Origin of the sequence: Chryseobacterium ureilyticum (assembly GCF_900156735.1) — a bacterium.
GTDB lineage: Bacteria > Bacteroidota > Bacteroidia > Flavobacteriales > Weeksellaceae > Chryseobacterium > Chryseobacterium ureilyticum.
In genome coordinates, this window is record NZ_FTOL01000014.1 from 39,689 (window position 1) to 63,985 (window position 24,297).

Annotated in this window: 27 protein-coding genes; 17 read left to right on the plus strand and 10 right to left on the minus strand. The window is 33.7% G+C overall.

What is annotated here, in order from left to right:
* Positions 1-4 precede the first annotated feature (4 nt).
* The 7 genes from BW983_RS22715 to BW983_RS22735 all read left to right on the plus strand — a co-directional run bounded on the left by BW983_RS22715 (position 5) and on the right by BW983_RS22735 (position 4,532).
* Complete coding sequence (locus tag BW983_RS22715) at positions 5-1,405, plus strand: RagB/SusD family nutrient uptake outer membrane protein (RefSeq protein ID WP_076554038.1); 1,401 nt, start codon at positions 5-7, stop codon at positions 1,403-1,405.
* A 121-nt stretch (positions 1,406-1,526) separates the two neighbouring features.
* Positions 1,527-2,309 carry a glycerophosphodiester phosphodiesterase family protein gene (locus BW983_RS22720; RefSeq protein ID WP_228409069.1) on the plus strand — a complete coding sequence of 261 codons (783 nt, stop codon included), beginning with the start codon at positions 1,527-1,529 and terminating at the stop codon, positions 2,307-2,309.
* A 341-nt stretch (positions 2,310-2,650) separates the two neighbouring features.
* Complete coding sequence (locus BW983_RS24205) at positions 2,651-2,815, plus strand: hypothetical protein (RefSeq protein WP_167370020.1); 165 nt, start codon at positions 2,651-2,653, stop codon at positions 2,813-2,815.
* Between the two features lie 11 nt (positions 2,816-2,826).
* Positions 2,827-3,183: a DUF7674 family protein gene (locus tag BW983_RS22725; RefSeq protein WP_076554039.1), complete on the plus strand. Its 357-nt coding sequence runs from the start codon at positions 2,827-2,829 to the stop codon at positions 3,181-3,183.
* 82 nt (positions 3,184-3,265) lie between these two features.
* Positions 3,266-3,397, plus strand: a complete 132-nt coding sequence (locus tag BW983_RS24520) for a hypothetical protein (RefSeq protein ID WP_262484600.1) — start codon at positions 3,266-3,268, stop codon at positions 3,395-3,397.
* 51 nt (positions 3,398-3,448) lie between these two features.
* The gene (locus tag BW983_RS22730; protein WP_076554040.1) at positions 3,449-3,844 is read left to right on the plus strand and encodes a DUF7674 family protein; all 396 of its coding nucleotides are present in this window, start codon (positions 3,449-3,451) and stop codon (positions 3,842-3,844) included.
* A gap of 94 nt (positions 3,845-3,938) precedes the next feature.
* A complete protein-coding gene (locus BW983_RS22735) occupies positions 3,939-4,532 on the plus strand; it encodes a hypothetical protein (RefSeq protein WP_139329340.1) in 594 nt (197 codons plus the stop codon).
* Between the two features lie 69 nt (positions 4,533-4,601).
* Here the strand turns inward: BW983_RS22735 and BW983_RS22740 are convergent, their stop codons facing one another.
* Positions 4,602-5,189 carry a hypothetical protein gene (locus tag BW983_RS22740; protein WP_076554042.1) on the minus strand — a complete coding sequence of 196 codons (588 nt, stop codon included), beginning with the start codon at positions 5,187-5,189 and terminating at the stop codon, positions 4,602-4,604.
* A 180-nt stretch (positions 5,190-5,369) separates the two neighbouring features.
* Between BW983_RS22740 and BW983_RS22745 the strand changes: the two genes are divergently transcribed.
* From BW983_RS22745 to BW983_RS22775, 7 genes are all read left to right on the plus strand, one after another.
* A complete protein-coding gene (locus tag BW983_RS22745) occupies positions 5,370-6,047 on the plus strand; it encodes a hypothetical protein (RefSeq protein WP_076554043.1) in 678 nt (225 codons plus the stop codon).
* A 52-nt stretch (positions 6,048-6,099) separates the two neighbouring features.
* Positions 6,100-6,825, plus strand: a complete 726-nt coding sequence (locus BW983_RS22750; RefSeq protein ID WP_076554044.1) for an ankyrin repeat domain-containing protein — start codon at positions 6,100-6,102, stop codon at positions 6,823-6,825.
* 86 nt (positions 6,826-6,911) lie between these two features.
* Positions 6,912-7,400, plus strand: a complete 489-nt coding sequence (locus BW983_RS22755; RefSeq protein ID WP_139329341.1) for an STM3941 family protein — start codon at positions 6,912-6,914, stop codon at positions 7,398-7,400.
* 13 nt (positions 7,401-7,413) lie between these two features.
* Entirely contained in the window at positions 7,414-8,232 is an 819-nt protein-coding gene (locus BW983_RS22760; protein WP_076554046.1) for a hypothetical protein, read from the plus strand.
* A 17-nt stretch (positions 8,233-8,249) separates the two neighbouring features.
* Complete coding sequence (locus BW983_RS22765; RefSeq protein WP_139329342.1) at positions 8,250-8,759, plus strand: hypothetical protein; 510 nt, start codon at positions 8,250-8,252, stop codon at positions 8,757-8,759.
* Positions 8,760-8,944: 185 nt separating this feature from the next.
* A complete protein-coding gene (locus tag BW983_RS22770; protein ID WP_076554048.1) occupies positions 8,945-10,153 on the plus strand; it encodes a PepSY-associated TM helix domain-containing protein in 1,209 nt (402 codons plus the stop codon).
* Positions 10,154-10,165: 12 nt separating this feature from the next.
* Positions 10,166-12,289 carry an outer membrane beta-barrel family protein gene (locus BW983_RS22775; RefSeq protein ID WP_076554049.1) on the plus strand — a complete coding sequence of 708 codons (2,124 nt, stop codon included), beginning with the start codon at positions 10,166-10,168 and terminating at the stop codon, positions 12,287-12,289.
* 184 nt (positions 12,290-12,473) lie between these two features.
* Here the strand turns inward: BW983_RS22775 and BW983_RS22780 are convergent, their stop codons facing one another.
* Together BW983_RS22780 and BW983_RS22785 are read right to left on the minus strand one after the other, a co-directional pair.
* Complete coding sequence (locus tag BW983_RS22780; protein WP_076554050.1) at positions 12,474-13,676, minus strand: YncE family protein; 1,203 nt, start codon at positions 13,674-13,676, stop codon at positions 12,474-12,476.
* A gap of 6 nt (positions 13,677-13,682) precedes the next feature.
* Entirely contained in the window at positions 13,683-16,043 is a 2,361-nt protein-coding gene (locus BW983_RS22785) for a TonB-dependent receptor (RefSeq protein WP_076554051.1), read from the minus strand.
* A gap of 363 nt (positions 16,044-16,406) precedes the next feature.
* Between BW983_RS22785 and BW983_RS22790 the strand changes: the two genes are divergently transcribed.
* Positions 16,407-16,715 (plus strand): hypothetical protein, encoded by a 309-nt coding sequence (locus tag BW983_RS22790; protein WP_139329343.1) that lies wholly within the window; start codon positions 16,407-16,409, stop codon positions 16,713-16,715.
* 33 nt (positions 16,716-16,748) lie between these two features.
* Here BW983_RS22790 and BW983_RS22795 read toward each other — a convergent pair whose 3' ends face one another.
* Both BW983_RS22795 and BW983_RS22800 read right to left on the minus strand, forming a co-directional pair.
* The gene (locus BW983_RS22795; protein ID WP_076554053.1) at positions 16,749-17,237 is read right to left on the minus strand and encodes a hypothetical protein; all 489 of its coding nucleotides are present in this window, start codon (positions 17,235-17,237) and stop codon (positions 16,749-16,751) included.
* Positions 17,238-17,267: 30 nt separating this feature from the next.
* Entirely contained in the window at positions 17,268-17,936 is a 669-nt protein-coding gene (locus BW983_RS22800; protein ID WP_076554054.1) for a hypothetical protein, read from the minus strand.
* Between the two features lie 263 nt (positions 17,937-18,199).
* On the opposite strand from BW983_RS22800, the gene BW983_RS22805 reads away from it, so the two are divergent.
* Positions 18,200-18,694 (plus strand): SRPBCC family protein, encoded by a 495-nt coding sequence (locus BW983_RS22805; RefSeq protein ID WP_076554055.1) that lies wholly within the window; start codon positions 18,200-18,202, stop codon positions 18,692-18,694.
* 171 nt (positions 18,695-18,865) lie between these two features.
* On the opposite strand, the gene BW983_RS22810 is transcribed toward BW983_RS22805, so the two are convergent.
* A complete protein-coding gene (locus BW983_RS22810) occupies positions 18,866-19,315 on the minus strand; it encodes a DUF3291 domain-containing protein (protein WP_076554056.1) in 450 nt (149 codons plus the stop codon).
* A gap of 93 nt (positions 19,316-19,408) precedes the next feature.
* On the opposite strand from BW983_RS22810, the gene BW983_RS22815 reads away from it, so the two are divergent.
* The gene (locus tag BW983_RS22815) at positions 19,409-19,771 is read left to right on the plus strand and encodes a winged helix-turn-helix transcriptional regulator (RefSeq protein ID WP_076554057.1); all 363 of its coding nucleotides are present in this window, start codon (positions 19,409-19,411) and stop codon (positions 19,769-19,771) included.
* A gap of 75 nt (positions 19,772-19,846) precedes the next feature.
* On the opposite strand, the gene BW983_RS22820 is transcribed toward BW983_RS22815, so the two are convergent.
* From BW983_RS22820 to BW983_RS22835, 4 genes are all read right to left on the minus strand, one after another.
* On the minus strand, positions 19,847-20,398 hold the full coding sequence (locus BW983_RS22820) for a membrane lipoprotein lipid attachment site-containing protein (RefSeq protein WP_076554058.1): 552 nt from the start codon (positions 20,396-20,398) through the stop codon (positions 19,847-19,849).
* An 89-nt stretch (positions 20,399-20,487) separates the two neighbouring features.
* On the minus strand, positions 20,488-20,718 hold the full coding sequence (locus BW983_RS22825) for a hypothetical protein (protein WP_076554059.1): 231 nt from the start codon (positions 20,716-20,718) through the stop codon (positions 20,488-20,490).
* Between the two features lie 104 nt (positions 20,719-20,822).
* Positions 20,823-22,718 carry a molecular chaperone DnaK gene (gene dnaK / locus BW983_RS22830; RefSeq protein ID WP_076554060.1) on the minus strand — a complete coding sequence of 632 codons (1,896 nt, stop codon included), beginning with the start codon at positions 22,716-22,718 and terminating at the stop codon, positions 20,823-20,825.
* A gap of 153 nt (positions 22,719-22,871) precedes the next feature.
* Positions 22,872-24,125, minus strand: a complete 1,254-nt coding sequence (locus tag BW983_RS22835; protein WP_084184643.1) for a M43 family zinc metalloprotease — start codon at positions 24,123-24,125, stop codon at positions 22,872-22,874.
* Between the last annotated feature and the right edge of the window lie 172 nt (positions 24,126-24,297).

The following is a 24,297-nucleotide window of genomic DNA, read 5'->3' on the forward strand; positions in this document are numbered from 1 at the left end:
AAAAATGAAAAAATTATATATCCCATTATTTTCACTCCTTTTATTACAGTCTTGTTCTTCAGATCTTTTAAATACATTCCCGGAAAGTATTAAACAAACGGATAATTTTTATAAAGATGAAGCCCAGCTGGAACAGGGCGTTAACGCTGTATATGCGTCTCTTCAATATGTAGGACAGTACCAGCTGGCAATACCTGCTATTGGCGAAATTCCTTCAGACAATACCTATGATGAAGTTCCTGCAAATGATAGTTTCACATATGGTGAGCTTGATTTTTTTACTGTTCAACCTAACAATTCTTTACTGGCAAGTGCATGGAAAGATAATTATATAGGAATTCAACAGGCAAATATCGTTTTAAATAGAATTGGCAATATTGCTATGAATCCATCATCAAAAAATATCCGTACAGGTGAAGTGAAATTTTTAAGAGCTTTGATGTATTTCAATATGGTACGTATTTTCGGAGATGTTCCTTTGGTCACAAAAGAAAGCATGAATGTTAATGATTATTTTGGACAGGGAAGAACTTCAGCAGATAGTGTTTATGATTTCATTGAATCAGAACTTAAAAATGCCATACCCCTACTTCCCAATACTACTGCTCAGAAAGGACGAGTAACAAAAGGAGCTGCATTGGGAATCCTCGGTAAAGTATTAATATCAAGAAATAAATACAGTGAAGCGCTACCTTACCTGCAACAGGTAGAAGGATTGGAATATAGTTTATTAACCGACACAAAAAAAATATTTGATGTTAGTAATAAAAATAATTCTGAAATAATATTTGATGTTCAATTTGCATCTGGCATCAATGGAAACTCGGAAGGTAGCCAGGCTTATCAAATGTTCAGTCCATCAGGATTTTCTCCAGGAGCAAAAGGGCATAATCTGCCCACAAAAGAAGTTTACAATATTTTCACTGAAGAAGACAAGAGAAGAGATGATTATATTGGTTTGACAAATAATAAAGTTCCTTATTCAAAAAAGCTAACAAAACCGTCTACAGCACCAACTGATGGAGAAAGCAACATTGTAGTACTTCGTCTTGCTGACGTATATCTTCTTATGGCAGAATGTTATGCAAAAGCTAATGATATTACCAATAGTAATCTATATGTAAATAAAATTAAAAATAGAGCAGGTTTAGCCTCTGTTAATATTAACGATCAAGCTCAGCTATTAGACGAAATTGCTTTAGAAAGAAGAAAAGAATTGGTCGGGGAAGGTCATAGATGGTTTGATCTTGTAAGAACCGGAAAAGCAATCCAGGTAATGACAACCCATTTTAAAAATACACCAGGGTTCGGAACTGCCGTCATAAAACCTTATAATCTCATCATGCCTATTCCTCAAAATCAAATAAATACCGATCCTGCCATTAAACAAAATCCGGGATATTAAAATCAATATTATGAAAAATATAAAATTAAATACCTTCAGGTTCTTTTTTTGTTTTCTATTCTTTATATCAACACTGGCTTATTCTCAAATATCATTAAATAAATTCCCCAATGATAAAATAATGGTAGTTGCACATAGAGCCGATTGGCGCGAAGCTCCGGAAAATTCAATCGCAGCTATAAAAAAAGCAATTGAAAAAGGAGTAAATATGGTAGAAATAGATTTAGCACTCACTAAAGATAATATATTGATTTTAATGCATGATCAAACAATTGACCGTACAACTACAGGAAAAGGAAAGCCTTCCGATTATACCATCGCAGAAATAAAAAGCATGTATCTGAGAGATGGGTTAGGCTCTCCTACTGAAATGAAAGTGCCTACTTTGGAAGAAGTTTTAGACATTACGAATGGCAAAGTTTTCATTAATCTAGACAAAGCTTTTCATTATTTTGATATTGTGTATCCTCTTTTAAAAGAAAGAAAAATGTTTGATCAGGTTCTTTTCAAAGGAACAGAAAGCTATGATGAATTTAATAAAAAATATGGCAAAATAAAAAATCAAATTCATTATATGCCCATTATAAGATTAGCAGATGGAGAAGGTCAGAAGAAAATTAATGAATACCTAAAGAATTATAAAGTCTACGGATTTGAATTTCCCTTAGGTCCTGATGAAACTCATCTGATTGACTTTAAGGAAATTCAAAAAAAGAATGTCAAAATTTGGGTCAATTCTATGTGGAAATCACTTAGTGCCGGGCATAATGATGATAAAACCTTAGAAAACCCTAATTTGTATAATTGGTATTCTGATCATGATGTGAATATCATACAAACTGACCGACCTAAGGAACTTATTGAATTTTTAAAAACTAAAAATCTTTATTACTTTTTACAATAGTTTTTGTAAACTAAAATTAATAAAGTATAATGGATAATATTATTGAAAAAGATTTGAAATTATAAAATATTTCAAATTCTAAATGATTTTAATTCTCAAAATAGGCTTTTTTTAGAAGCCTATTTTTTTATTTTTTAGTCTTCTTTATCTCACTGAAATAAAATTATAAATATAAAAAACATGAGGTTCTCCCAATTTGAGAATAACCTTATCATTTTGAAATGATTTTTTCATTGTAAAGCTCTCAAACAAAACAAACAAAAATCTGATTATAAGCCAATTACATAAAATTTATTTTCAAAGGTACACCATTGGCATCATCATTCTCAAAACATAAAAACATGGATTTGAAAACATTGAACCGAATAGATAAATTAAGAAGATTAAAAAGCAGAGGTCCAAAAACTCCAAAATGGCTGAAGCCTTATCATATGCTTTTTATAGCATTTTTAACCATTTTCATCTTTGGTGCCCTGATGAAACTACTGGAACAAAACCACATTTAAAAATAGATACTATGAATTATTTACAAGCTGTACAGGAAATCACAGAGCTGGTTCCTGATTTTGAAAATGAATTGAATAATACAAAAAATACCAACTCATACAGCGTGATTCGCACATTCACGGAACGTATCAAAAATATGATCCGCCAAAATGACAGCAATCTGCTATTCAGAAGTTTACAAAAAATGGACAAAATATACAAAGATGGCGATATGACATTAAAAAACGCTATTGAGAATACTTTTATCTACTCTTTGGACAATTTTACAGCATTTTGTAGCAAAGACTACAGGAAAATGATCTTTAGTCACATTTCTTCTGACCTGAAAAACAGCTATTCAAGACAAATTTACAGTCATGGTATATAAAGGTTTTATTACATTTTTTACCTGTTTCATTACAAAGTGTTTAAATTAAACAAAATCAAAAATAACTCACACTCAATAGATTATGAAAAACAAAATAAGAAGAATTTCTGATTGGAAAACATGGAAAACCACGACTAACAGACACAATTCCGAGATATTACTCACTCACATTGCGGTGATAGTAGGAGTATTCATTTTTGCAGCATGTCTGTAAATTTTGGTATACATTTCGCTGCAATAATAAGTGTTTGAAAAATTCTTAATTATGATGAAAGTACAAATGCAAACTATTAATCAAAAAATAGCTGTTGAATACTTAAAATTTTTCTATCCGCGACTTCGCAATGAAATTATGCAGCTGTCTGTACAGGACAACTTTGCAGGAATTATGCAGGCAACTGTTAATTATCTGAAAGGATTGTTGCAGGAATCAAAGATCAACATTATAGCCCATCACATCAAACTGATGGATGGACTTTACAGAAATGGAAACTCCTATGTAAGAACAATGATCGAAAACATCTTTGTAAGATCTTTTGAAAGCTTTAAAAAACATGCTAAGATTGCGCATTGGAAGCTTCTTTATCAGTATATGCCGGTAAGTTTCCAGATCATTTATAATGAACAGCAAAAGCAAGATCAGATGTATTTTGGTAAATAACTTTAAAAAGGCAGAGAACGTGAATATAAATGTATTAATTCACTTCTTTGCCTTTCTTTTTCCTCATAAAAAACTAATTTTGCAAAAAAAACCAATGAAATACTCTTTTTATGCTGCTGTAATGTCGTTATCGATGATCTCATGCGGAAATAATGACAATATGATTGATGACCCAAGACCTATTGATCAGGAAATTAAAAATTTTGAATTTAATAATTACACGGTAAAAAATACGGTTTTGTATAAGGGTTCTTCAGGACAGAAAACAACACCTGATGAGTCTTATCTTAAAAATCACTGGAGTCTGTATCAGGAACCTACATGGAAAAATATACGTCTTGACCTGAAAAATAATTCTATTCAATTAATTTCAGGAACTTCTGCAGATGTAACCTATCATATTAAAATAGTCAATGATTCAGTTCTGATCTCTGATTTTGATAACAAGCCCAATTATTTGGGGGATTTTAATAAAAACTCTTCAACGTTTACTCTAAAAAGAACTTTCAGATATATAAAAAAAGCTCCAAGAAATGATGGAGGATTAATGATTACACAGAATACATTATTTGGAACAACTGAATACCAAAATGTTTTTGGAATTGTTTTCACTTCACCATCGGAAATGACAGAAAAGGACGATACAGTTCTGTGGAGCAATGTTGAATATTATTACAAATCACGATAAAAAATTCTAAGTTTTAATTTTAAGATAAAATAAAAAAGGTATTGAAGAATTTCAATACCTTTTTTTAATTTAGTTAAAAAACCTACTTACCACCGAAGTAGGGTCTGTATCCGCCCAACACTCTAAGTAATCACGAATCCCCGGGTCCCAAGGATCTACCACAATAGGTCCTTGTACCCAATCTCCATCAGCTGTAATATAATAGATCGGGCAATCTGCATCAGTTTCGTAACCTTCACAATTTACAATAACCCATCTGTCATATCCTGCAGGGCTTTCTCTGGTAAATGCAGTGCTCGGACATGCTACAAATCCGTCACCACTATGAATATAACCTTCGAGATCAATTAAATATCTATATGAAGATCTTGAGGTTTTGGCTAACTTTTTAGAGCTGTAATTTTCTTCATGCAGGATACCCTCTTTATTATAAATATATCCATCTGCATACCTCAAGGTATCATAAACTTTAATGCTACTCCCCTCCTTCACCTGAACTTTGTATTTACCATCAGTACGAATGGAGGAAATCATGCGATGGGAATTGTTTATCTGTTCTTTATTGAATGAAATTTCATTTTGATCTTCTCTTCCGCTACATGTTACTGTAATTAACAGAATGAGGAGCAACGATCCTAACAGGTTTACTCTTTTCATAATTTTTCTTTTAAAATTACATCAAATATCACCAATTAAGGAAATAATTAAAATGATAATTATCAGGGTATCAAATAGAAATAACCAACAGTTTACAAAAACATTAAAATACAGCCATGAACCCACGAATATCTCTAAAACAATTTTCAAAAAATGTATCTTTGAGCATCAAATTACAGTATGAATAAAGATCTTGAAGCCTTCACTGGGCATATGTCGTGGCTATTCCATCCTTCCACAATATCAGACGTTACAGAAACAGACATTAAATTATCTGACAAGTTTACAGTTACATTTCCGATTCTTACAGCTCTGATTAACCAGGCAAGAGTGCTGAGTATAAAAATAGAACAACAGCCTTATTATCTTTTTTCCTGGACAAACAAAGACAATCAAAATTTCGGGTGGCTAAACAAAATAGAAAATGATATTTCCTCTCCCCTTCCTTTTATTGGAGAGCATAGACTACTATTGGAAGAGATTGGCGGAATTCAGGAATCTTTTAATCAACCAGATCCCAGTTTTTCAAATAATCAGGAATTTATGTTTGTCAGCTCAGAATGTACAACAGGAATCAATGATTGGGAAGATTATTATGAAGAACTATGCAAAGAGGAACGGAAACCTCAGATAGATTACAAAGACTTTATAAGTTTCGTTATGGAGGCTAATGGTAATTCTACCGTCTATGATCCAAAAACAAAGGAAGTTTTTCTTTTTGCTCACGATCATGCTTGTAATAATGTAGATCTTTTGGAAAATCAGCCGGAATACACTTTTTATAGATTTCACAACATTATCAGTTTTGGGGACTATGTAGAAGCTTTAGCATTGGAATGGAAAAACGAACTTATTTAAAGCTATAGCAGAAATTAATATTTTTTATACACTATTAAAAATCATTGTAAGAATGAAGAAGATTGGAATGTCCATCATTATATGTTTGTCATCTATATTAGGCGCGCAAACTAAGCAACAGGTAGATGCTTTCTATGACGCTGTCCGAGATGATAATTTTCCACTGGTAAAAAAAATGGTTGAGCAAGAGGGGTATCCTATTAAAGCGGTTATTCCTCAACAGATATTACCTGTAAAAGCAGCCATCTGGAAAAAGAACTTACCCATGGTGGAATATATGGTAAGCAAGGGAGCCAATCTAACAGCAGATACAACATTAGTTGATACCGCTATTGAATACGGAAGTCCAGAAATTACCCTCTATCTTCTGAAAAAGGGACTTTATGCTAAAAATGCCTTAAGTAAAGCAGTTTTTTACGAAAACCTTGATATTGCTAAAGAAGTTTACCTGAACTACCAACCTCAGAAAATAGACAATGAATACATGGGAAGGTTTCTGTTATTGGCAGCAAAAAACAACGATTTGGAATTTATCAAAAAGCTTCCGTTAAAAGGAAAAGATTCTCCTATGGATTATTTTGATTATGACGGATACAATGCCTTACTCTATGCAGTGGAAAAGAATTATACTGAACTTGCGAAATACCTTTTATCTCAGGGAGCAGATAAAAAGTCTACCATTTCAATAGAAACAGATAATGGAATTGTTTCCGGGAAAACGGCTATGCAGCTTGCCAAAGCCAACAAAAACACTGAACTTATTAAGCTTTTAAAATAAAAATCAACATCCGGCAGTGTTCTTATTTTATGGAGACTGCCGGTATTAAATCTCTGTTTATATCGGAAAAACGTTTATCAATAAATATGATCGAAATTAAATTCAAAAAAAATAATATTCTTTTCTCATTATATCTTAGTATTCTGGGATTGGTTGCTTCAGTGTATGTATTATTTCATTTGAGTTTAATTGTACAATTGATCTCCGTTTTCTGGATTGCTGTAATAGCGCATGTCATTTATACCAAATACCAACAATTAACAAAAGCTAAAAAAGGAATGCCTGCTCTGGAAATAAATGATCACGGGATCACAAATAATACTTCTCCACAGCCTATATATTTAAGATGGGGAGAAATTACCAGCTTTCAGACAGGTTTTTACAGGAATAATAATATTCTCATTAATCCTATAGATCCGGAAAAATATAGAAATAAAGAAATGAATCAGTTTTTTCAGATCATAGGAAGTATTTTTTCATCTAAGCCTGAGGTATTATGGATCGATACGGATGTTCTGAATATCAAAAAAGATGAACTCCTCCATCTTCTGAATCGCAAGCTTTACAAAAATTAATAACTATAAACGGATGACGTCAAGAATTCCTGATTTTATCAATATCACTAAAAAAAACTTTGGCAAAAAGAATGATGCAATGGCATTGGTCTTCTTTTCCCTGTTTTCTTTACTGGGGATTTTAGGTGTTTTTTTGAACTGGCAAAGTTGGGTTTGTGCAGCATTCATTGTTATTAGTTTTTCTGTTTCATGGAATAAAATCAATAAAGTATTGCTTTTTTTCATCGGCGGACTTTTTCTCATCTTGGCAGGTTATTTCCGCAAGGAATTGGGAATTGATATTTTTGGATTGTTTATTACACTTCTGTTTTTCCCATTTATATTCTTTATAAAACCCTACTATCTCGAATATAAAAATGCTAAAGATTTTGAGGTTTTTTATCTTGACCATAAACAACTTCGGTGTCTTACTACTCAAGAAAATTCAGAGTATAAAGATTATGCACTCAATCCCCGAAATTATCTTAAAAGGTATTCTTTTCAGCAGATCAAAGCTGTACAGTTTCATAAACGTCACCTCATCATTGCCATCGATCAGGTATTGATTCGTCCCAAGGAACTTACCTCAACAGATCTGGAATTGATTTATTCTTATATTAAGCTTAATTGTCCTCATTTATTAAAGAATGAAAAAACAATAGCAGAGAATTTCAAAATTGAAAATCAGTTTTACCTGCATAAATTTCTCATCTTCTCTCCGGTAATTGTATTAGCACCTGTTATTTATTTTTTTGGAGATAATGGAAGAAATGTAATGGTAAGCTATTCTTGTATAGTATTAATGATAATTTGCCCATTTGTTATCTATAAGGTTTTAAACAGAAAGAGTTAAAATTAATCTGTGAATCTATGTTGAAACGTATTGTAATTACTTTATCGATATTAGGGGTTTTATATATTCCTCTAAGAATGCTGATAACGACATCTTCTCTGAAAGAAATACAGGGAACGATAAAAGAGGTACGTCCATCTTCTACAAGAATACCTTATTATACTTTTACTTTAAACGAATATCCTTGTAGTTTTTACAATAAAGGCAATGGAACTTTGAGTCTTTTAAAGGATGCTCCTGAGACACAGAAAAAGGCTGTTTCATTAATGATAAAAAACAATGATACTTCATTACTTCAGCATAAGACATCTGTTTTTTATTTTGCTTTCAATCAAAAAAATAAATTGATCGATGTGTACTACTCTATTGTAAGACTTGGAGTATTGCCCCACTTCATCACATTATTCTTTTATTTCCTGATCCTACTATTTAATATATTAGGAGCTTACCTTCTTCCTAAACAGGATATATTTTCCAAATTTATCAAACTCTACCTTTTAATGATTCTTTTATTAATGTTTTTATAACTTATCAAAAGTAGAAAAATAGAATTTAACAGTATTACTTATTCTAAAATAACCTCAATTCTTAAAAATCCTAATAAAAATCAGGTTTCCAAGGCAAAATAATGCAACTTTATTGTTTAGAATTATTATAAATAAAGGTATATTTGTGGCTTATTTATTTTTAATAAGACTAAATAACTATAAAAATGCAACAGACCGATAAAAAGAAGTCTAAAGGTACCTTCAAAAAATATATTCTGAAAGCTCATCTATGGCTCGGACTGCTTTCCGGGATCATTGTTTTGATTGTTTCTTTGTCAGGTGCATTTTTTGTTTTCAATGAAGATATTACAGCTGCATTGCGTAAGGAAAGTACTTTTCATGGTGAAAAAGATATTCAGCATAAGAAACCTATTCCTTTACATGAGCTAAAAGATCTGGTAAATGCCCAGCTAAAAAATGAAATCGTAAAAACGGAAGAAGTCACCATCCCAATAGATCCTGCGCGTTCTTACCAATTCGGATTGATTAAAGCTAACCCGGATGGCTGGAACCACTTTAATACTTTTATTGTTTATAAAAACATTTATGTAAATCAATACACAGGAAAGGTAATCGCTATCTATGATGTAAAAAACAACCCTTTCTTTATCTGTATGACTCTCCATCGTTCGTTATTGCTTAGTGATAAAATCGGGGGTACTATTGTGGGAGTGTCTACAATCATTTTTGTCATCATGCTGATTACCGGAATTATCCTGTGGTGGCCCAAGAATAAAAAGATGAGTAAACAACGCTTATGGTTCCGTTGGGAGAAGGTAAAAGGCTGGCGACGCAAGAACTATGATGTACACAATATCATTGGTTTCTACTCTTCTTTTCTTGCCATTATTGTAGCTATTACAGGAATTATGTATTCATTCCGTATTACTCAGATGTGGGTATATGTGCTGCTCAATGGTTTCTCATCCGCTACACCGGATTACAGCCAATATAAAACAGTGGCACCGGAATCTGTAGAAACTGCTACAACTATAGACCGTATTATAGAACAGGTAAAAATTCATTATCCGAAGGCATATTCTTTTGGAGTAGATCTGGAAGATCATGCTGAAGCAGATCACAAACACGATAATCTAAGCATCTGGATCAAAGAAAAAGAATTCACTTATGCTGAATCTTCTATGATGATTTTTGATGAACATTCGGGGAAACTTTTGTTTAACCGTCCACATGAAGATAAGCCTATGGCTGAAAGAGCTACAGATGCTACCTATGATCTGCACGTGGGAGCGTTCTTCGGAATGCCTGGAAAAATACTGGCATTTTTAATGAGTCTATTCTGTGCGTCATTGCCAATAACCGGGTTTATGATCTGGTGGGGCAGAAGAAATAAAAAGAAAACAACAACCTAAAATCCATTATTCATGAAGAAACACTATATATGGCTACCTTTAATGGCTAGCCTGAATGCTTACGGACAAACGGAAAGTCTTAATGACTCTTTGCAGACAGAAAAAACTTCAGAGATTAGCGGTATTGTAATCAAAGGAACTAAAGCTGTCTTCCAACAGAAAGCCGATAAAATGATTTTTAATGTAGAAAACAGTGTATTGTCTGATGGTACCAATGTACTGGAATTACTAGGCAAAACACCAGGTGTGGTAATTTCGCAGGAAGGAGAACTCTCTTTACGTGGTAAGAAAGGAGTAAGTGTAATGATTAACGGGAAGCTAAGCTCATTATCTACTAAAGAGCTTGCCAACTTACTACGTTCTACCAATTCTACTTTGGTAAAGAATATTGAAATTATTGCCAATCCTTCTTCCAAATACGATGCTGCCGGAAATGCAGGAATCATTAATATTGTGATGAAAAAAAGCTCATTGGAAGGAATGAGTGGTAACTATTACCTGAACGGCGGAAGAGGTCGTAAAAACAGGATTAATACCGGACTGAGTTTAAATTATACTCATAAAAAGCTATCCTTACACGGAGATTACAGTTATACTTTCCGTGGTGAGGAGGAAAAGAGAAACTTTAATCAGGTTTTCTTTGATGAAAATCAACCTCAGCTGATGACCCGAAGTACAGATCAGAATTCGGTAACCAGTGAGCCTTTAACATCGAATAACTTCAAATTCGGGGCGGATTATGCATTCAATGACAAAACAACGATTGGAGCTTTATTTGATGCTAAAATAGGACGCTATGAGAACTTCTCAAAAGGTGAAAATAAAATATTCCAGCCTGTAGACCAACTTTTTGCTCATGTTCTTTCGGATAATAAGAATAAAGAAAACTGGTACGATTATACTTATAATTTAAAAGGGTCACACGTCTTCAATGATAAAGATTATAAAGTAGATGTGGATCTGGAATACGAAACATCTCGATTTACTTCGCGCCAGAATCAGTTTTCGGATGCATTGGTGAATCTTGGAACGGAGAGTTTTAACAACAGAAGAGGTAGTATTGCTTCCCGTCTGAAAGTTTTCAATGCTAAAGTAGATTTTACTCTTCCTTTTAGTGAAATGCATAATCTGGAAACCGGGCTTAAATCTACGATAAAGTCTAATAACAACCCTTCGGAATATTTTAAACAAGAAGGTGAAGACTGGATCAATGATGATAAAGCTAGTAATGAATATGTTTACAAAGAACAGATTCATGCATTATATGCCAACTACAAGCTGAATCTCACGAAATGGACATTCCAGCTAGGTTTAAGAACGGAAACGACACATACGGATATCAATCAGAAAACATCACAGGAACAGCGAAAAAGAGATTATACAAACCTTTTCCCGAGTGCATCCATCAAATACCAGATGAGCGACAACCATGGATTTTATGCTTCATACAGTAAAAGAATCAACAGACCGAGTCATTTTGATCTGAACCCATTTCGTTTTTATGATGACCCGTTCAATTATTGGCAGGGAAATCCTAATCTGAATCCGGAATTTACCCACGCAACGGAATTGGGTTACACCTGGGGAAAATATATCATAGCATCAGCTTATTTCAGTGTAACCAATGATGTGATGACGGAAGTTTATAATTATCAGCCGGATACAGGAATTTTGGTGAAAACGCAGGATAACCTGAATAAATCTTATGTATATGGTGCCAATATAACAGCTACTACAAAGCTTTTCAACTGGTGGTCATTGACTTCTATGTTTAATATATTCAACAATGAGTATAAAGGAAATTACCAAAATTATTCCGTGAACAGTTCACAGCTTGCATTTACAGTGAATGCACAAAACAGTTTCAATATTATCAAAGGAATGAAGGCTGAGGCTAATGCCCAATATTTCTCAAAATCAAACATTGGCTTGTTTATCCGTGATGCTTATTTTGATCTGACGGTAGGTGTTTCAAAAACATTATGGAAGGATAAAGCGACTTTGAAACTAGCTGTTACAGACTTATTAAAGACCAATAATTATCGTGTAACCGGAAATAACTTCAGTTCTACGATTCGACAGAAATACAATCTGGACAGCCGTGTGATCACCCTGTCATTGAATTATAAACTTTAGAATATTAATTCATAGAAATAAATAATAAGATAGCTAAAATGGTCGGAAAAATTATCCGACCATTTTTTATTTTCTAATTATCTGTCTTTAAAACTCAGCAAATAAAGTAAGCAAAAACGGTTCTCAATATAATTGAGAACCGTTTTTTATCAAATAAATATTCTATGAACTTGAGACGTTGGTATTAGTCGTAAAACTTATCAAAACGTGCAAAACCGGAGATACGATCCGGAAGCTTCATCCCTTTAGTTATTTTATCGGTTTGAAGATCATAGATCCATACAAAGTTTTCACCTTTATTACTGTTCAGCGCGATATATAATTTTTTATTCTGAACAAATATGCCTTGTTCGTAAGGTTCATCTCCAGGTAATTCATCCAGTACTCGCACCAATTGTCTGGTTTCAATATCTATGATGGCATAACGACCGTTATAAGCATCACCTAAAGCCGGATCACGGTACAGAACTACCATTTTATTGTCACCGATATAATCTATTACTGTTTCCAGAGATTTATTGCCCACAATATCAGTAAGATTGATCTGATAGCCCGGATCTGGTGCAGTAGCTCCTTTAAGGGTTCTGAAAAGGTAAATTTTATTTGATCCCGCTCCTACACGTGGAAAACATGTGTAATAAAAGGCTTCTTTATCTTTTGTAAAAGCTGTTTTGAAGTAAGGAGAACCATTTGCCACACCAGAGCTTCTGTTATCACTTACAGAACTTTTTACTTTGAAGGTTTTATAATCTATCACAGCAAGATTGTAATAAGGCGGATTCAGCCATTTACCATCGCGGAAGCTGTATTGAAAATAGATTTCTCCATTCATATAAGTCATGGAACCTATCGTATAAAAATGATAAGCATCCGGGAAAGGCTGAAATCCTTCGATCTCTCCCTGACGGATCACACTAAGATCTGTAGCATTGAAAACAGTATAGCGTATGTGTTGTCCATCTCCGGTTTCTCCTACCAATACTAATGTATTATCATCCGTCCATACAAAGCTGGAAATATCACTGATATAAGTATAAGGAACTTCTTTTACCGTAGTCAGTCTGTCCTGTGTATATTTAAACTTTTTGAAGACTCCCTGGTCTGTTTTGTAGTTATAAATGAATCCATTTTTTACAATATAGGAATACGTTCCTTTAGAATTGATCTCATCACCTTCTTTGGTAATATCCATTTCACCTTTTGTAAGGTCATTGGTAGCCGTCATATAATGTACGGTATTGGGCCAACTTCCTAATGCGGAAAGGAGAAAATATTTATAGTCTTTTTCGCCACTTCCGGAATCTCCGTACCCAGGCTCACTTTCACAACTGATGATTGTGAAACATGCAAGTATTAAAAGTATACTGTTTTTGAAATATTGTGTCATGATCTTTTACTTAAATAAATATCTGAATTTTACATAGAAAGCACGTCCCTGCTTCTGAAGTCTGAAATTGTCATATGCCAGCGCATCAGTAAGATTGGTTACATCAAATGCTACGTTGTATCTTCCGTTCTTCATGGAATAACTTATTCCTATATTGTGAAGGGTTTGTCTTGGGATAATCGGAATATTTCGTGGATTTCCATAGGATTTCCAGTTTTTATAGAACCATTCCGTCATCTGTAGTCCGTAGTAAAGTTCTACACGGCTGTCTTTCTGAAACCAGTCATCTTTACCTATGCTTACATTCACGTTTCCAAACAGCCAAGGTTGGTTCGGAACATCTTTTTTGTATGTTGCAGAAATAACATCCTCACTTTTATTGGCAAATTTTGTATTATCTGAAGCTCTATTATAGCTCACATTCATTAATACATTCAGGAGTCTTTTATATTGATAACTCAATTCTCCTTCCAGCCCGCGGGTTAAGATATTAGAAAGGTTTTCATATTTAAAAGTACTGTTGTACAAATTAGGAACAGTATAAATAAAATCCTTTGTATCACGGATATATCCGGCACCTTCTATACGGAAAGCATGTGCTCCCCAATGATGATTGTAATAGAAACCTGCGTTTACATTATTACTTGTTTCAGGCTTCAGATTCATATTACTGGTAACAGCAACACCATCTCCGAAGATTTCCTGAGGTTCCACCAAACGATAAGAACGTTCAAATGATCCTTTAAGTCCAAAATCTCTCGTAATCTTTACAGTGGTAGCGAAACCATATCCCCAGTTGCTAAAATCATCTTTTGTAGGGTTATCAGTTCTGGTTACCGGATCGAAAACCATTTTCTGAAGTCCTACATGATAATATTTAGCAAAGAAGACATTCGTCCAGTGTCTGTTGAAAAAATCCTGCTGATAAGCCATAGACAAAATCTGCTTGGTCATTTTTGCCGGATCAACATCACTTTTCTCTTCTTCCAGTTTATTGTATGTCGTATTTTTAAGATAATCAAATACATAGTTGAAAATCAATTTATGGTTTTCAACTATTTTGTAAGTAGTTCCCAATTGTGAATAAAAACGGTCTTCATGCTGCATAATAATACTTCTGCCTCCTTTTTCGCTTGAAGCGGAAGGTTCAAAAGTACCATCCCAGCTGTATTTACGCATAAGAGTATCAGTGGCTTTCTGAACACTCTTAGAAAAACCTGCATACACATTCACATCCAGATGATCATTGAAAAGGTTTGCTTTCTTATATTTTAGAAAGTAGTTGCTTGCTTCCCCGTTTTGCTTTACTCCACCATACACTACATCCTGATTGGAACCAGTCTGGATCTGCTTATCAAAAACAGATTGCGAAGCTCCCACAAAGAAAGAATCTGCCCAGCTTTTGTTTTCAAGCCCAAATTCAGCCATACCGAAGACTGATTGGTACCTGTCATTAAAACGTTTTACATTTCTCAGTTCATATTCATTTTTAGCCCCATTCCAGATTTTCATATCTTTCATCAGATAATTGTTATCCGAGTGGTTATAAAAACTATTGATACGAAGGATAATCCCCGTTTTTTCATCTTTGAACTGCCCATTAAGATTAATACGCTGTGTATTAAATGATCCTAAACTTATTCCGGCATCCAGATAATTTTTGCTACTATTCGGAGTGATGATATTCACAGCCCCCCCCATCGCATCAGTACTTAGATGAATAGGAACAACGCCTTTATAAATCTCTACACGATCTGCCATGTTTACAGGCAATGTACTCAGATCTACTCCTTTTCCCAGCATTTCCAATGGAACTCCATCTATGAAGAATTTCACTGCTTTACCGGACATTCCGTTGATAGAGAAGTTATAATCTGAACCTACTCCACCTTGTTGGCGAACTTTAATCCCAGTTGTTCTGTTCAAAACCTGATTAAGATCTGCTGTAGTATTTGCCAGTTTTGCCACATCAATAGCATTAACAGTAAAAGCACCGTCCTGCAGTGCTTTCACCTTACCTTTTCCGTGTACTATAATTTCATCTACAGCTCCTCGATCCTCAACCAGTTGAATACTTACTAGAGACCATTCGCTACTGAAGTTCATTTTCTTTTTGAACTTTTTGTAACCACCCAGACTGAAAACTAAAGTAGCCTCTCCTTTCTTGTAATTGATTTTAAAATTTCCGTTTTGATCGGTTTGGGCTTTAATTTTTGTATCTTCCACAAAAATATTTACTCCATTTAATCCCTGTTTTTTGTCATCCTGTACAACTCCCTGAACCGTAAAATCGGTATTCTGTGCTTGAATAAGGGAAATTGAAAGCGTAAAAATGAGAAAGATAAAAAGACGTTGATACAATTTCATTATTTATAATTATTATAAATAGCAAAATTAAACGTTACTAATGAATCCTCAAAGGAAAAGACTTTATTATTTTTAATCATTCTAATTAGTTTTAATGCTAATTAACAAACTTTTGCTAAATAAATTTGTAAAACACTCAAATTCAACCACAAATAGATAAATAAAAGTTTATTATATTTTACAAGTATGAAATAAGTCATATTTAAAATGACACTTAATTTAATAAATATCAATCAATTTTTATGGCATTTTAGTAAAATAACAAGCCAAAATAAATTAAATAAATCTATCTTAACTCAACTTTTCTTAATATTATACTCTGGAATTTATAATCTATTTTTTTTTAACTGATAACCTCCTGTCTTGCCAATAGTATCTTTTATATTGCGAATTATCAAAAATTATAAACATCTTCTGATAAGATTTATCAGTCTTGCGATCCCCTATTTCTTGTGGTTTGCCATGTTTGCAGAAGCCGGATATAAGCGTCAGACCTATGATCTTGATATGTTTCCTCTTGATCTTTTTTTCTTATTAGCTGGATTAATAGGTCTTGAAACTTTTTATCTGATCTACAGGAAACAAAAAAAACAATATGTAATGAACATACTGCTTTTGATTTTCTTTACGGTTCTGTATTTTGTATTACCTCATCGGGATAATTTCAATTAAGACGAGCATGAATACAAGGTATTCAGATTCTGTTTAAGGTATTGTTTCTACTCCTGATAATTTGAAATTTCCTTTTTCCTCTTTCAGCCAGAAAACAAACTGTGCTCCTTCATGTCCATCACCGAATTCGTTAGGACGATTAATTGTGTACAGTACAATATAATCTCTGTCACCAAATCCGGGATCTGATCCGTCTGAGGAGAATTTTGTTTCATTACGTTTAAGCCTTTCCAAAAGTTCTTTATTGAAAATAGTACTGACGTGTTTATTATAAAATATGTTCTTATTTACAAAAGCATTTTTATAGGATGCTGTTTCAAAACAAAGACTACAATAGACTTTTTTGGTAGTCAATGGTTCCAGTGCTTTATAGTTCTTTTCTGTAATCAGATTGATGATCTGTTGGGTAAATACCTCAGCCTTAGCTTGTAGCGGCTTTTGGTCCTCTCCTGATTTTTGCCCGTAGCAAATGAGTTGTAATCCCAATACAAAAAGTATTGACAGGTATTGTGTTAATTTCATTTTAATAATTTTGTGATTGTGTATTTTAAATTAGCAGGGAAACCACCAGTGAATAGATTGTACCCTGTTGTTCTTAAAGTATATATTGATATGCCCGTCAGAAATATTCTCCTTATCTTCCCTCAGTCTGATCAACTGTACTTTTCCTCTTCCGGGAGAATCCAGCTCAGAAATATTTTTTACGGAATTTGGAAATATTTTTTTAATATCATCAATGGTAGAGCTTCCATCTATTTTTATCCCTTTATACAAGATATAATTTCCGTTGAGAAACCAAAATTCATTCACTCCTACTTTCTGTTCAGTATTTTCAAAGCATGATTCATTTTTATATAAGTATTTATCATTCTTCCCATCACCAGTATCTTCGAAGATGTAAGTACAAGGCTGAGTTTCTGACATTAGTTTTGTACTGTCTGCCTTTCCGAATACTTTTTCAAAATCTTTCAGTTCAAAAATTCTTTTTAGTTTTCCGTTAAACAATATGTCTTTTTCCAGCATGACCTCATCCTGTCCGTCATCTTCCAGTGTTTCATTTTTCACTTCTGCAGGCTGAGTAACATTCAGGCTTACTGAATCGGACTGAGTTTTCTGATCACTGGTTCCGTTGATAGATTTCGGTTCTTCTTTGATTTCTTTTTTGTCTTCTTTACAGGAATAAAGGGAAATTGCGAGTAATAAAATTGAAAAATACTTCATAGTTTAGTTTTGATTCATTGCATTAAAACCGGAATTCTGATAAAAAAGTAAACACCTACAACATTTTCAATCCTTACAACCGGAGATATTTTATAAAAACGAAAATACAAAAAACCATGTATTAAAGTACTTCTAAGTTGAATATTAACTTTTATTATAAAAAATTAGAAAACGAATTTTTATTTTTTACTGTTGTTTTTTTATTTTGTATTTTTAATACCTATCCTATGATGAAAAAACTTACTCACTAATAATCATGTAATATGCCCAATATTCATCACTTTATTCTCATTGGTTCATCAAAAGAAAAGGTTTTTGATGCCCTCAGTAGTCAATCCGGATTATCTGCATGGTGGACTTCTCATACCAAAACCAATTCAGAACCGGGCAGCATTGCCAGATTTTCCTTTGGTCCTGAGTACTTTAAAGATATGAAAATTACTAAGCTTAGACCTTTTGAAGAAGTTCAGTGGCATTGTATTGCCGGAGCACAAGAGTGGATTGGGACGACTATTACTTTTCAGCTTATATCGGGAAACAAAGAAGTTTTACGAAAAATACATCCTGAAATCGAAGGACAGATTGAGCAATTAGTCTATGATAGCGGTACATTACTGATGTTTCATCATGAAGGCTGGAGTTCCTATTCTCCAATGTTTGCCGAATGTAATTATACCTGGGGACAATTTCTGAGAAGTTTAAAATTACTTTGTGAAACCGGAAAAGGTAAGCCCTGGCCTCATCAACACAGAATCTGAGTTATAGATAGATTTTTAAATATAAAGTCAGAAAACAATTCATTGGCTGTTTCGTTTCCTAACGCAGATTATTATTCTCTTTATAAATTGAATTATCAGTTTCTTTAAGAAAATCCTGATAACTAAAGCTTGTAGACTTGTGCTTACGATACTCAAAATAGTCTTTAATATCTACATTTCCGGGTGCTGAAAAACTGTCTGAAAATTGAAAGCAAATTCTGAGGGACCGTTTTTCTGAAGATATTCTAACCGTTCCAATGCTTCTTCTACAGTAGGATATTCATTGTCTTTTATCCACCAAAGTACGTAATAAGCTTTCCCATATTTTTGAAACCATTCTTTTCTTCGACGTATAAAATCAACGTGAAATGTTTTATAGGTAAAATACTCCAATGATTCTTTATTTTTCCAAACTGAAAGATTGATGATCACCTGCTCATCATTAAACGGATTAAAACTTGCTGCATTATCCTCTTCATCCTTTAATCTCCAGATAAATCCTTCACTTTCTTCTGCTAATTGATTTACAGCATCAAAATGGTCAGAAAATTCTTTCATTACAGGATCTTCAATGTTTACTCCAATCATCCTCGCTACATTGATTTGTGCTAATTGATACATTTTATTATTTATTGTTTTATGTCTATTATTGTGTAAAAATAGATGCTGCGGCATTAGCATAAAATAACTATCAATTTAGATACTATAAAAAAGATGGAAAAAGAATGTGAAACTTCGTATATCAATATTGGAGAAAAATCTTATCCATGCGCGGTAAGCTTTGTCATGGACCTCATCGGAGGAAGATGGAAAGGTGTCATTCTCTGTCATTTAAGAAATGGTGACAAACGCTTTGGAGAATTAAAAAAAGAACTTTCTTTTATTACCGAAACCACATTAAGTCTTCAGCTAAGACAATTGGAAAAAGATAATCTTATCACGCGAACCGTTTTCGGAACTAAACCTCCTGTGAAAGTAGTTTACAGTTTGTCTGACCTGGGATTGTCATTTATTCCTTTATTGGATAATATTAATGAATGGGGAAAAGATATTCTGGAAAAGAAAATGACATCTTAAAAACTGATGAAGCTTTGAACACTTTCTTTTCAACTTTTAAGATGCCTTTTCATTTATTTCTCTTTTGAGAATTTTTTAATAAGCTTTATTGCCTTTAATCGTTAAAGCATGTTTTGTTTTTATTGAAGGGCAACACCTGCCATCTTCTTCAGCATATTCCAGTCTTTCTACGATGATTTTACCGTTTTTGATGGTGTCAAAAGCAAAAAGATAATCCGGTTCGTATCCTGCAATTACTTTCACGGTCTTTCCATCGTTCTTGTACAATGATAATCCCTGCCCTATGATCGCGTTTCCGCCTTCGGGAGCAATATTCCAATAAATTGCGATATCTTCTATCCCATCACCTGTAAAATCACCTGTATTAGGAACTTGAAGGTCAATTACTCCGTCATAGGTTTTAAGAATATTGGGTAAATAATCATCAAACTGTTTCATAGCAAGTTTTACAGCTTCGTCTTTTGAAATTCGGTTTTCTGATGATTTTGCTTCTTCTGAATGCGTTTTTTGTTCCTGAGAAAGATGCTTTCCTTCTTTCAGTTCATCATTTTTATTTCCTTTACGTTCTGATTTATTGCAAGCTGTCAAAATTACTGTAAGACATAGGAAGCCGATAATTTTTTTCATATGTTTTGTAATGAGTATTTGTTTCTGATGACGTATTGTGGATAGATTTCGGATATTATTTAGAAAATTTAAATATTACCTTTTATCTGTCACAAACTTAAAAAGTATAGAAGTATAATACAAATCGGGATAACGCTCATAGCTCCGGCAATCAGAAATACATTTCTATAATAAGATTTGGCTTTGGATTGTGTTTTCCTTGCCATCAGATAAGTAACTAATGTTGCGATACCACCTCCGATGATAAAAGCCAGCACTCCAATTAAGACAATTCCCATTACAATATCCGAAGTCTGTATAAATACCTGTAAAAAATTCATTGTTTATTTCAATCTTGATGGATCTAAATTAAAAACAAAACCGGTGGTAACCAAAATTACCACCGGTTTATTTTATAATTAAATGTTAGTGTTTCCTACATTTATTATTTTACTTCTTCAAAGTCTGCATCCTGTACATCTTCACCTCCAGCGTTGTTTGCACCTGCATTTTGAGCACCTGCATCAGCACCTGGCTGTTGACCTGCTGCATATAATTCTTCAGAAGCTGCCATCCATGCTGCATCTAACGCTTCAGTTTTAGCTTTTACGTCATCAGCATTTTTAGCTTCGAAAGCAGTTTTTAATTCTGCATGAGCTGCTTCGATGGCTGCTTTTTTGTCAGCAGAAAGTTTCTCACCGAATTCTTTCAATTGCTTTTCAGTTTGGAAGATCAATCCGTCAGCTTTGTTGAAGATTTCTACTTCTTCTTTTCTCTTAGCATCAGCTGCAGAGTTTTCCTGAGCTTCTTTCTTCATTCTTTCGATTTCTTCGTCAGAAAGACCTGAAGAAGCCTGGATTTTGATAGACTGCTCTTTACCAGTTCCTTTATCTTTAGCAGATACACTTAAGATACCGTTTGCATCAATATCGAAAGTTACTTCGATTTGAGGAACTCCTCTTGGTGCTGGTGGAATATCTGTAAGGTCGAATCTACCGATTTCTTTGTTATCGTTGAACATAGATCTTTCACCTTGTCCTACTCTGATGCTTACAGCTGGTTGGTTGTCAGAAGCTGTAGAGAATACTTCAGATTTTTTAGTTGGGATCGTAGTGTTCGCTTCAATTAATTTAGTGAATACAGAACCCATCGTTTCGATACCTAAAGAAAGTGGTGTAACGTCAAGAAGTAATACGTCTTTTACGTCTCCTGTTAATACACCTCCCTGAATAGCTGCTCCGATTGCAACAACCTCATCCGGGTTAACACCTTTAGATGGTTTTTTACCGAAGAATTTTTCTACTTCTTCCTGGATGATTGGGATTCTTGTAGAACCACCTACCAAGATTACTTCGTCAATATCAGAAGTTGATAGACCAGCATCTTTTAATGCTTTAGCAACCGGCTCCATAGATCTTCTTACAAGATCTGCAGATAATTGCTCGAATTTAGCTTTAGTTAAAGTCTTCACTAAGTGTTTAGGACCTGTAGCTGTAGCTGTGATATATGGTAAGTTGATCTCAGTCTGTGGAGAAGAAGATAACTCAATTTTTGCTTTTTCAGCAGCTTCTTTCAATCTTTGAAGAGCGATTGCGTCTGATTTTAAATCTACACCTTCTTCAGCTTTGAATTCGTCAGCCATCCAGTTGATGATCACATCATCAAAGTCATCACCTCCTAAGTGAGTATCACCGTTTGTAGATAATACTTCGAATACACCATCACCTAAATCAAGGATAGAGATATCGAAAGTACCACCACCAAGGTCATAAACTGCGATTTTCTGATCTTTATGGTTTTTATCAAGACCGTAAGCTAATGCTGCAGCTGTAGGCTCGTTGATAATTCTTTCTACTTTAAGACCTGCAATTTCACCAGCTTCTTTAGTAGCTTGTCTTTGCGCATCGTTGAAGTATGCAGGAACAGTGATTACCGCTCTTGTCACTTCTTGTCCAAGGTAATCTTCAGCAGTTTTCTTCATTTTCTGAAGAGTCATTGCAGAAATTTCCTGTGGAGTATATTCTCTATCGTCAATCTTTACTTTTACTGTATCATTCGGTCCAGCTACAACTTTATAAGGTACTCTTGAGATCTCTTTTGCATCTTCTTTAAAGTGCGTTCCGATAAATCTTTTGATAGAGTAAACAGTTTTAGTTGGGTTTGTTACAGCCTGTCTTTTTGCAGGATCTCCTACTTTTCTCTCTCCGTCTTCTGTAAATGCTACGATAGAAGGAGTCGTTCTTTTACCTTCTGCGTTAGGAATAACAACAGGGTCTTTACCCTCCATTACAGCAACACAAGAGTTGGTTGTTCCTAAGTCAATTCCAATTATTTTACTCATAATATTTTTATTTTTTTCTAATTTTTATATTTAATTTACACTCACTATTTCACAATATCTGTACCATTCAAAAAATAGTGACAAAATGACACAACAAAAATAAAACCCCGATTATAACGGGGTTTCATATATATTAATCTGGAAATATTTTCATTATTTTTTTATAAACTTCATAGATTTGACAAAGTCTTTACCGTTATAAGTTCTTACATAATAGACTCCATTGGCAAAATCTTTTACATCAATTCTATCCGTTTCGTTTTTAATGACAGTTTTTTTGATCAATCTTCCTTCTGCATTGAAAATTTCAACCTCATCAATAGGAGTAAGAGGAGAAGCTATAGAAATATACTGAGTAGTAGGATTAGGAAAAAGATTAATAGAATTTGTTTTTTCTACCTCATTTACAGATAAAAAAGCACATGAATTGGAATTAAGCAGACTTGCTCGTGGTCCCCCCAATGCATTTTGAGCAATTGTTTTCTGATCGTTAGTAAACATAGCCATGGCAGCATCATTTACATAATCCATATAATTCATAAACATGGCACCTACAGCAGTGGGTGTACAGATATAGTTTGGATCATTATTAGGAAAGACAGGAGTATTAAAATAAGGTTGCATTGTAGCTGGAGTATCTGGACAGCCATCATCATTGATCGCAGTTCCACATTGTGTAGGGTTATTACTCTGTCCCCAGATATGATTAAGCCCGAAATAATGTCCTATTTCATGCGTTGCTGTTCTTCCCTTATTATATGGAGCCTGAACAGTTCCGGTCGTACCAAATGCACGATAGGTGATACACAGACCATCGTCAGGATACCCCGCAGCTTCAGGAGGATATGCCCAACCTAATAACCTTTGATCTATAAATGCTCCTACCCAAATATTCAGATATTTTGTAGTATCCCATGCATTATCTCCCCCAACATTTCCATTATAATAATCATCATCAAAATTAAAGGATGAAGAAACAGATTTCCTTATCACTCCAGATGTTACATTACCTAAAGGATCTTTGGTAGCAAGGCAAAATGCAATTTCCATATCAGATGCCACTCCCTGAAATGCAGGTGGAACCACTGTACTAAAGTCAGAATTTGTTTTTCTGAAATCATTGTTAAGAACCGTCAATTGAGATTGTATCTGAGCATCTGAAATATTCTGTGAAGCGTCTTTGTAAAGAATATGAACAACTACAGGAATAGTGACTACCGTTTTTTTTGAAGCTGAATTAGTTTTTTTTTGCGTTAAAAAACTATTTAGATCCTTTGCTACTAATCTTGTTTCAGGGTTTTTCTTATAGAATTGTTCTAATTTTTCATAGGTTCCACACCCTCTGTTTTGTGCATTTACACTTGAAGCAAAGATAAATCCTGCCATAAATAATAGATTCTTTTTCATTTTGTTTTTTTAACAAATGTAGAATCTAATCACATACGACACAACAACCCACAATATAAAAAGAAAACAATCCTTAACTTAATAATAAAAACAGAAATTAATTATCAAAAACAACCAATTTAACTTAATTAAATTAAGGATTTACGATGTAAAATCTAAGATATTATCTTAT

Bases quoted from the DNA above. Each gene is read 5' to 3' on its own strand.
- BW983_RS22715 (WP_076554038.1), top strand. From the start codon at position 5: ATGAAAAAATTATATATCCCATTATTTTCACTCCTTTTATTACAGTCT.
- BW983_RS22720 (WP_228409069.1), top strand. From the start codon at position 1,527: ATGGTAGTTGCACATAGAGCCGATTGGCGCGAAGCTCCGGAAAATTCA.
- BW983_RS24205 (WP_167370020.1), top strand. From the start codon at position 2,651: ATGGATTTGAAAACATTGAACCGAATAGATAAATTAAGAAGATTAAAA.
- BW983_RS22725 (WP_076554039.1), top strand. From the start codon at position 2,827: ATGAATTATTTACAAGCTGTACAGGAAATCACAGAGCTGGTTCCTGAT.
- BW983_RS24520 (WP_262484600.1), top strand. From the start codon at position 3,266: ATGAAAAACAAAATAAGAAGAATTTCTGATTGGAAAACATGGAAAACC.
- BW983_RS22730 (WP_076554040.1), top strand. From the start codon at position 3,449: ATGATGAAAGTACAAATGCAAACTATTAATCAAAAAATAGCTGTTGAA.
- BW983_RS22735 (WP_139329340.1), top strand. From the start codon at position 3,939: ATGAAATACTCTTTTTATGCTGCTGTAATGTCGTTATCGATGATCTCA.
- BW983_RS22740 (WP_076554042.1), bottom strand. From the start codon at position 5,189: ATGAAAAGAGTAAACCTGTTAGGATCGTTGCTCCTCATTCTGTTAATT.
- BW983_RS22745 (WP_076554043.1), top strand. From the start codon at position 5,370: ATGAATAAAGATCTTGAAGCCTTCACTGGGCATATGTCGTGGCTATTC.
- BW983_RS22750 (WP_076554044.1), top strand. From the start codon at position 6,100: ATGAAGAAGATTGGAATGTCCATCATTATATGTTTGTCATCTATATTA.
- BW983_RS22755 (WP_139329341.1), top strand. From the start codon at position 6,912: ATGATCGAAATTAAATTCAAAAAAAATAATATTCTTTTCTCATTATAT.
- BW983_RS22760 (WP_076554046.1), top strand. From the start codon at position 7,414: ATGACGTCAAGAATTCCTGATTTTATCAATATCACTAAAAAAAACTTT.
- BW983_RS22765 (WP_139329342.1), top strand. From the start codon at position 8,250: ATGTTGAAACGTATTGTAATTACTTTATCGATATTAGGGGTTTTATAT.
- BW983_RS22770 (WP_076554048.1), top strand. From the start codon at position 8,945: ATGCAACAGACCGATAAAAAGAAGTCTAAAGGTACCTTCAAAAAATAT.
- BW983_RS22775 (WP_076554049.1), top strand. From the start codon at position 10,166: ATGAAGAAACACTATATATGGCTACCTTTAATGGCTAGCCTGAATGCT.
- BW983_RS22780 (WP_076554050.1), bottom strand. From the start codon at position 13,676: ATGACACAATATTTCAAAAACAGTATACTTTTAATACTTGCATGTTTC.
- BW983_RS22785 (WP_076554051.1), bottom strand. From the start codon at position 16,043: ATGAAATTGTATCAACGTCTTTTTATCTTTCTCATTTTTACGCTTTCA.
- BW983_RS22795 (WP_076554053.1), bottom strand. From the start codon at position 17,237: ATGAAATTAACACAATACCTGTCAATACTTTTTGTATTGGGATTACAA.
- BW983_RS22800 (WP_076554054.1), bottom strand. From the start codon at position 17,936: ATGAAGTATTTTTCAATTTTATTACTCGCAATTTCCCTTTATTCCTGT.
- BW983_RS22805 (WP_076554055.1), top strand. From the start codon at position 18,200: ATGCCCAATATTCATCACTTTATTCTCATTGGTTCATCAAAAGAAAAG.
- BW983_RS22810 (WP_076554056.1), bottom strand. From the start codon at position 19,315: ATGTATCAATTAGCACAAATCAATGTAGCGAGGATGATTGGAGTAAAC.
- BW983_RS22815 (WP_076554057.1), top strand. From the start codon at position 19,409: ATGGAAAAAGAATGTGAAACTTCGTATATCAATATTGGAGAAAAATCT.
- BW983_RS22820 (WP_076554058.1), bottom strand. From the start codon at position 20,398: ATGAAAAAAATTATCGGCTTCCTATGTCTTACAGTAATTTTGACAGCT.
- BW983_RS22825 (WP_076554059.1), bottom strand. From the start codon at position 20,718: ATGAATTTTTTACAGGTATTTATACAGACTTCGGATATTGTAATGGGA.
- dnaK (WP_076554060.1), bottom strand. From the start codon at position 22,718: ATGAGTAAAATAATTGGAATTGACTTAGGAACAACCAACTCTTGTGTT.
- BW983_RS22835 (WP_084184643.1), bottom strand. From the start codon at position 24,125: ATGAAAAAGAATCTATTATTTATGGCAGGATTTATCTTTGCTTCAAGT.